Source organism: Streptomyces sp. NPDC059037 (genome assembly GCF_042740015.1).
In the GTDB taxonomy this organism is placed as follows: domain Bacteria; phylum Actinomycetota; class Actinomycetes; order Streptomycetales; family Streptomycetaceae; genus Streptomyces.
On sequence record NZ_JBHYIG010000336.1, the window covers coordinates 3,560 to 9,903 of the forward strand.

9 protein-coding genes and 1 pseudogene are annotated in these 6,344 nt (G+C 71.6%); 3 read left to right on the forward strand and 7 right to left on the reverse strand.

All coding sequences use genetic code 11. The features are described from left to right. Positions 1 to 34 precede the first annotated feature (34 nt). Genes crcB (ACFWY6_RS40475) through ACFWY6_RS40490 form a run of 4 tightly spaced genes read right to left on the reverse strand, consistent with a single transcriptional unit; the run spans position 35 to position 1,603 of the window. On the reverse strand, positions 35 to 409 hold the full coding sequence (gene crcB / locus ACFWY6_RS40475; protein ID WP_384701388.1) for a fluoride efflux transporter CrcB: 375 nt from the start codon (positions 407 to 409) through the stop codon (positions 35 to 37). Continuing rightward, positions 406 to 756: a DUF190 domain-containing protein gene (locus ACFWY6_RS40480; RefSeq protein WP_384701391.1), complete on the reverse strand. Its 351-nt coding sequence runs from the start codon at positions 754 to 756 to the stop codon at positions 406 to 408. The genes crcB (ACFWY6_RS40475) and ACFWY6_RS40480 overlap by 4 nt, the downstream gene beginning before the upstream one ends. A 16-nt stretch (positions 757 to 772) precedes the next feature. Beyond that, positions 773 to 1,180: a fluoride efflux transporter CrcB gene (gene crcB / locus ACFWY6_RS40485; RefSeq protein ID WP_384701393.1), complete on the reverse strand. Its 408-nt coding sequence runs from the start codon at positions 1,178 to 1,180 to the stop codon at positions 773 to 775. A gap of 57 nt (positions 1,181 to 1,237) precedes the next feature. Further along, a complete protein-coding gene (locus tag ACFWY6_RS40490; RefSeq protein ID WP_384701396.1) occupies positions 1,238 to 1,603 on the reverse strand; it encodes an ArsR/SmtB family transcription factor in 366 nt (121 codons plus the stop codon). A 95-nt stretch (positions 1,604 to 1,698) separates the two neighbouring features. Between ACFWY6_RS40490 and ACFWY6_RS40495 the strand changes: the two genes are divergently transcribed. Further along, the gene (locus ACFWY6_RS40495) at positions 1,699 to 3,735 is read left to right on the forward strand and encodes a heavy metal translocating P-type ATPase (protein WP_384701399.1); all 2,037 of its coding nucleotides are present in this window, start codon (positions 1,699 to 1,701) and stop codon (positions 3,733 to 3,735) included. Between the two features lie 94 nt (positions 3,736 to 3,829). Beyond that, a complete protein-coding gene (locus tag ACFWY6_RS40500; protein ID WP_384701401.1) occupies positions 3,830 to 4,267 on the forward strand; it encodes a hypothetical protein in 438 nt (145 codons plus the stop codon). A gap of 54 nt (positions 4,268 to 4,321) precedes the next feature. Here the strand turns inward: ACFWY6_RS40500 and ACFWY6_RS40505 are convergent, their stop codons facing one another. The 3 genes from ACFWY6_RS40505 to ACFWY6_RS40515 form a co-directional block, all read right to left on the reverse strand. Continuing rightward, a complete protein-coding gene (locus tag ACFWY6_RS40505) occupies positions 4,322 to 4,807 on the reverse strand; it encodes a hypothetical protein (protein ID WP_384701403.1) in 486 nt (161 codons plus the stop codon). A 90-nt stretch (positions 4,808 to 4,897) separates the two neighbouring features. After that, entirely contained in the window at positions 4,898 to 5,281 is a 384-nt protein-coding gene (locus tag ACFWY6_RS40510; RefSeq protein WP_360779181.1) for a zinc ribbon domain-containing protein, read from the reverse strand. 141 nt (positions 5,282 to 5,422) lie between these two features. Continuing rightward, the gene (locus tag ACFWY6_RS40515; RefSeq protein WP_384701406.1) at positions 5,423 to 6,154 is read right to left on the reverse strand and encodes a TetR family transcriptional regulator; all 732 of its coding nucleotides are present in this window, start codon (positions 6,152 to 6,154) and stop codon (positions 5,423 to 5,425) included. 109 nt (positions 6,155 to 6,263) lie between these two features. On the opposite strand from ACFWY6_RS40515, the pseudogene ACFWY6_RS40520 reads away from it, so the two are divergent. Beyond that, a pseudogene (locus ACFWY6_RS40520) lies at positions 6,264 to 6,344 on the forward strand (electron transfer flavoprotein subunit beta); the annotation flags it as partial.

Below are 6,344 nucleotides of genomic sequence, written 5' to 3' on the forward strand. Positions count from 1 at the left end.
CGCGCCCTACCCCCGCGCGGCCCCCAGCCGCCCGTCACGCCCACACCGCCTCGGCGAATGTCACGCCCGCGAAGACCGCGCCGAGCCCCGCGACGACACTGGCAAGGACGTTGACCGCGGCGTAGAAGCGCGCTCCGCCTTCGGCAAGCCGCAGCGTCTCGTACGAGAAGGTCGAGTACGTCGTCAGGGCGCCGCACAGGCCGGTGCCGAGGAACAGCTGCAGCCGCGAGGCGGCGGCGCCCGCGACGGCGGCCCCGGTGAGCACGCCGAGGACCAGGCTGCCCAGGACGTTCACCGCGAACGTCCCCCACGGGAAGACCGTGTCGTGTCTGGCTTGCACGGCACGGTCGGTGAGGAACCGCAGCGGGGCGCCGATCATCGCCCCGGCCACCACGCAGAGCCAGTTCACCGGTCGGCCTCGCCCCGGCCGACGTACCGGATGACCTCGCAGTCGTCGAGGATCACGAGCCCTTCGGTGACCAGTTCGTCGAGCTGGGGCAGGAAGGCCCGGAGCTTGTCCTCGTCGTCGACGATCACCACCGCGACCGGCAGGTCCTCGCTCAGCGAGAGGAGGCGCTGGGTGTGGATGAGCGAGGAGGCGCCGAATCCCTCGATGCCGCGGAAGACGCTGGCGCCCGCGAGGCCCGCCTTGCGGGCGCGGTGGACGATCTCCGAGTAGACCGGCTTGTGGTGCCAGAGGTCGGTCTCGCCGATGAAGACCGTGACCCGCAGTGCCCGGCCCGTCAGTCTGGTCATGGTCGCCTCCACTTCGTCATGGTCGCCTCCACGCCACCAGGCGGCGGGTCGCCCACGCCGCGCTCCATACTGCTCCGACGGCCGCAAGCAGTGTCATTCCGAGATAGGCCAGACCCGTGCGGACGTGGCCGCCGTCCACCAGGCGCTCGATGTCGGCGGCGTACGTCGAGAAGGTGGTGAAGCCGCCGAGGACGCCGGTGCCGAAGAAGGGCCGCAGCAGACGGTGGGGGGTCCACAGTTCGGTGAGCAGCACCATGAAGACGCCCATGACGGCGCAGCCGACGACGTTCACGAGGAGCGTGGTCCAGGGGAACGCGTCAGGGGCGGTCGGCCAGATCAGGGACGCGCCGTAGCGGGCCGACGCGCCGATGGCACCGCCGAGGGCCACGACCGCCACCACGGGCCACACGCCGTACGTCCTCACCTGCGCCGATCCAAGTAGTCACCAGTACGTAGTCACCAGTAAAAGATCACCCTCAGGCTAGCCGCCCCGCGGGGTGTCCCGCAGGCCCAGGCGCAGGTGCTCGACGTGGAAGAGCGCCTGGTCGAGGAGTTCGGCGACGTGGTGGTCGTAGAGGGCGTAGATGACCGAGCGGCCCTGCCGTTCCCCGGTGATCAGGCCGAGGTTGCGCAGCAGGCGCAACTGGTGCGAGCAGGCGGACTGTTCCATGCCGACCGCATCGGCCAGATCGCCTGCCGCGCAGGGGCCTTCCTGCAGTCGGGCGAGGATGCGCAGCCGGGAGGGCGTCGCCAGGGCCTGGAGGGTGGCGGCGACGTCGGCGGCCCCCACGGCGTCCAGGCGATCTCGTGTGGTGGCGGTGCTCTTGTCGTCGACTCCGTGGCCCATGGCGTCATCCTATCGATGACACATGAAAAGCTGTTCATTCATTCCTGTACGGTGACGGGGTCGCCGTTCCCCAGCCCGCGAAGGGTCACTTCGTCATGCCCACCACCCTGATGCCACGCCCCGACCAGGCGCCCTCCGCCGGTGCGGCGCCGGCTCCGCGCCGGCGCCCCCGGATCCGCGCGCTCGCCGAGGCCCGCTGGGCCGCGGCGGCCACGGTCGCGTTCCTGATCGCGCTGCCGCTCCAGCTGACGGGGGCCGCCGCGTGGCTCTGGGGCCCGCTCTACCTGGTCGCGTACGTCACCGGCGGCTGGGAGCCGGCGCTCGCCGGGCTGCGGGCGCTGCGGGAGAAGACCCTGGACGTGGATCTGCTGATGATCGTCGCGGCGGTCGGCGCCGCCTCGATCGGGCAGGTGATGGACGGCGCGCTCCTGATCGTCATCTTCGCCACGTCGGGCGCCCTGGAGGCCCTGGCCACCGCCCGCACCGCCGACTCGGTCCGCGGCCTGCTCGACCTCGCGCCCGCCACGGCGACGCGGCTGACCGACGGGGGCGGTGAAGAGACCGTGGGCAGCGCCGAGTTGAAGGTCGGCGACGTCGTGCTCGTACGTCCCGGTGAGCGGGTCGGCGCGGACGGCGAGGTCCTTGAGGGCGTCAGCGACGTCGACCAGGCGACGATCACCGGGGAGCCGCTGCCGGTCGCCAAGGAGGCCGGTGACGAGGTGTTCGCGGGGACGCTGAACGGGGCCGGTGCGCTGCGGGTGCGGGTGGGGCGCGACGCGTCGGACTCGGTGATCGCGCGGATCGTGGCGATGGTCGAGGAGGCGTCGGAGACGAAGGCGCCGACACAGCTGTTCATCGAGAAGGTCGAGCAGCGCTACTCCCTCGGCATGGTGCTCGCCACGCTCGCCGTGTTCGCGGTGCCCCTGTCGTTCGGCGACGACCTGGCGGGGGCGCTGCTGCGGGCCATGACGTTCATGATCGTGGCCTCGCCGTGCGCGGTGGTGCTCGCGACCATGCCGCCGCTGCTCTCGGCGATCGCCAACGCGGGGCGGCACGGCGTCCTGGTCAAGTCGGCCGTCGTGATGGAGCGCCTGGGCGAGGTCGACGCGGTCGCCATCGACAAGACGGGCACGCTGACCGAGGGCACTCCCCGGGTGACCGCCCTGCGCCCGCTGCCCGGCAGCGGCCTGACCGACGACGCCCTGCTCGCGCTCGCGGCGGCCGCCGAGCATCGCAGCGAACATCCGCTGGCCCGCGCCGTCGTCGACGCCGCCCGCACGCGCGGCCTGGACATCCCGGCGGTGACGGACTTCGCGTCGGCGCCCGGCATCGGCGTGAGCGCCACGGTCGAGGGGTCGGCCGTCGAGGTCGGCGCTCCGGGACGGCTGCTCGGCGCCGATGCCCATGCCGATGCCGATGCCGTCACTGGTGTCACTGGTGTCACTGGTGTCACAGACGACGCGTACGGCACACACGACAAGGCAGGCGCCTGGGCGCGGCAGTTGGGCGACGAGGGCCAGACCGCGGTCCTCGTGCTGCGCGACGGGACCCCCGTGGGCGTCATCGGCATCGCCGACCGGCTCCGCCCGGACGCCGCAGCGACCGTCGCCTCCCTGGAGACGCTCACGGGCACACCGCCGATGCTGCTCACCGGCGACAACTCCCAGGCCGCGGCCCGCCTCGCGACAGAGGTCGGCATCGATGACGTACGCGCCGGGCTGCTCCCCCAGGACAAGGTCGCGGCGGTGCGTGCGGCGGCGGGCGTCGGACGCAAGGTCCTGGTCATCGGCGACGGTGTCAACGACGCGCCCGCCCTCGCCGCCGCCCACACCGGCATCGCCATGGGCCGGGCCGGCTCCGACCTCGCCCTGGAGACCGCCGACGCCGTCATCGTGCGCGACGAACTCACCACCGTGCCCAAGGTGATCGCACTCTCCCGCCGCGCCCGGGGTCTCGTCGTACAGAACCTGGTGATCGCCGGCGCGTTCATCACGGTCCTGGTCGCCTGGGACCTCATCGGCACCCTGCCACTGCCGCTTGGCGTACTCGGCCACGAGGGGTCCACGGTGATCGTGGGGCTCAACGGGCTGCGCCTGCTGCGGGATTCGGCGTGGCGCGAGGCGGGGAGCTGAGGGCCTCGGGGCGTGAGCGGGACCGTCCGGACGTTGCCCGTGTGGCGGTTGAGTACTGTGAGGCGCCGGAGAGCGGGGGTCAGGTGTGACAGGGATGGTCGTGTTCAGCTTCGTGCCGGCCGCCGCGCTCGCCGCCATGGCCTCACTCAGGGCGGACCGCGTCCGTGGCTGGCGCCGGGCCCTCAATCCGTCGGCGTCCGAACTGCCCGATGCCGCCTTCGCCGTCGGCCGCGTCGTCCTCTTCGGCACGGCGGGCGTCTCGGTCTTCATGGCGTTTCAGCTCATGACCGCATCCGACGACGTGGAGTGGAGCGACGACGAGCTGACCAGCGCCGTCGGCCAGGCCACGACGGAGCTCGACGGCACATCCCGCTTCGGTGACATCTACGGCGACGACAGCGGCTTCGACGACGAGTACGCGCGCATGATCGAGGACGAGGTCGTCGAGCAGAGCGGCGGCGACTCCCCGCAGACCGGCGTGGACGCCGTACCCGCCGATGCCAACACGGCGTCCGACGCGCGGGGACGGTGACCGTGCCGAGCTACAAGTTCGCGGTGACGAGCGCCGACGGGGACTGCTGAGCCGCTACTCGCCCAGGGCCGTCCCGCAGCGTGCGCAGTAACGGGCGTCTCGCTCCGCGGCGAGGCGGCCGCACTCGGGGCAGACGCGGTCCAGGAGGCAGGCGGGCTCCCCGGCGTCGGAGCCGTGGGCCGGGCTGATGCCGAGAGGTGGGCGCCGTCGGTGGGCGGTGGTGTAGACGAGGCCCGCGTCCGCCGCCTGCACGGAGCGGGTCGTGCCGGCCGGAAGCCACACCAGGGCGCCGGGCGTCAGCGGCCATGACCCGTCCGGGGTACGGAGTTCACCCTCGCCGTGCAGCACGACAACGAGGACGCCCAGCGTGGCCTCCGTGTGCTCGCCGATGCCCGCGCCGGGCGCGAGCCGGATGACATTGGCGTCCAGGTCCCGCGCGTGTCCGCCCAGCGACCACGCGACGGTGATCTGTCCCTGCCCGGCGGCGGCGGTCTGCTCCGGGCCGACGAACACCGGAGCGGTGGCGGCGGACGTACTCATGGGGGCTCCAGTGGGCGGGTGGGGCTGCCCGGAGAGGGTGCGGACATGCGTCAGAGAATCGGTGAAACTCTAACGGCGCACGACGGACCCTCAGAACCAGTCCGCGCGCCCGCTCGCGTCGCACAGTTCGAAGACGACTTCGCCCGCCTCGGGGTCCGTGCCCGTCACCGGGCGGACCCGGGCCCCGACCCAGACCAGGTTCGGGGCGGCGCCCACGACGCGGCAGCGGAACACAAAGCCTTCGGGGAAGCGGACCAGGGACTCGTTGCGTGCCACGCCCGTGTAGCGGTTCACGACATTGGAGCGCACGACGACGCCGTAGCCCTCACTCCGCTCCGGCTCCAGGTCGCTCGACGCGCACACCGGGCACAGCAGCTTCCGGAAGGAGGCGGTCTGGCACCAGCGGCAGCGCTGATAGATCAGGCCGGTTGACTCGCGCTGATCGGGATTCTCGTCAAGTCCGGTCTGGTGCAACTCGGTTCCTGCTATGGACACGTTTCGACCCCCTGCGGTCGGCCCGGATACGCCGCATCGTCACGGCGACACGCGCACCATATGGCACTGAGTGCCGCAACGTAAAGGTACTGAGTGTCGAAAGGGCGGCCAAGAACGGGCTCACGCCCCTTCGGCACCCGCTCGCCCCTCCCCGAAGGCCGACTCGATGCGCTGCACGACCCGCCACATCGGGGCGCCCTTCGGGGCCACCATCACGATCACCTCGTCCTCGGACGCGGCACCGGCGGACCGCCCGGCCTGCGCGTTCCCCCACATCTCCCGTACGAGTCCCAGCGCGTGGTCCACCGAGGCCTCGGCGTCACCGTCGCCCCCCGAACGCAGCCAGGAGCGCAGGCCGTTGTTGTGCGCGGCGACCACGGAGGCCGCGATCACCTCGGCGCGCAGCGCGCCGTCGGGGGTCTCCGCGCAGCGCCGTTCCAGATATCCGGCGAGCTTGCGCTCGTAGCGGCGCACCACGGAGAGTTCATACGTACGCAGGCCGGGCACCTCGCGCGTGAGGCGGTAGCGCTGCACGGAGAACTCGGGGTTCGCGGCGTACATGCGCAGCACGAGACGGGCCGCGTCGCACACCGCGCCCACGGGGTCGTCGCCGTCGTCATGCTCTTCGAGGAACGCCGACATGTCGGCAAGGCAGCGCTCGTGGTCGGGGAAGACCACGTCCTCCTTCGACGGGAAGTACCGGAAGAACGACCGGCGTCCGACACCCGCCCGAGCAACGATGTCGTCGACCGTGGTCCGCTCGAAGCCCCGCTCGAGAAAGAGCTCGAAGGCCGCCTCGGCGAGCACCTCTCGCATGGGGGCCTTCTTGGCTGGTCCGCGCACCTCAGTCATGCCGGGAAACCTAGCACCGGAGAGCACCTTTTGGCACTACGTACCTTTACAGAGGGTACTGAGTGCCATAGGCTCGCATCACGGACCGCACTGAGGTAGGAGAGCCGGCGTGAGCTTGAGGATCGTTGTCACCGTGAAGTACGTGCCCGACGCCACTGGCGACCGGCACTTCGCCGATGACTTGACCGTG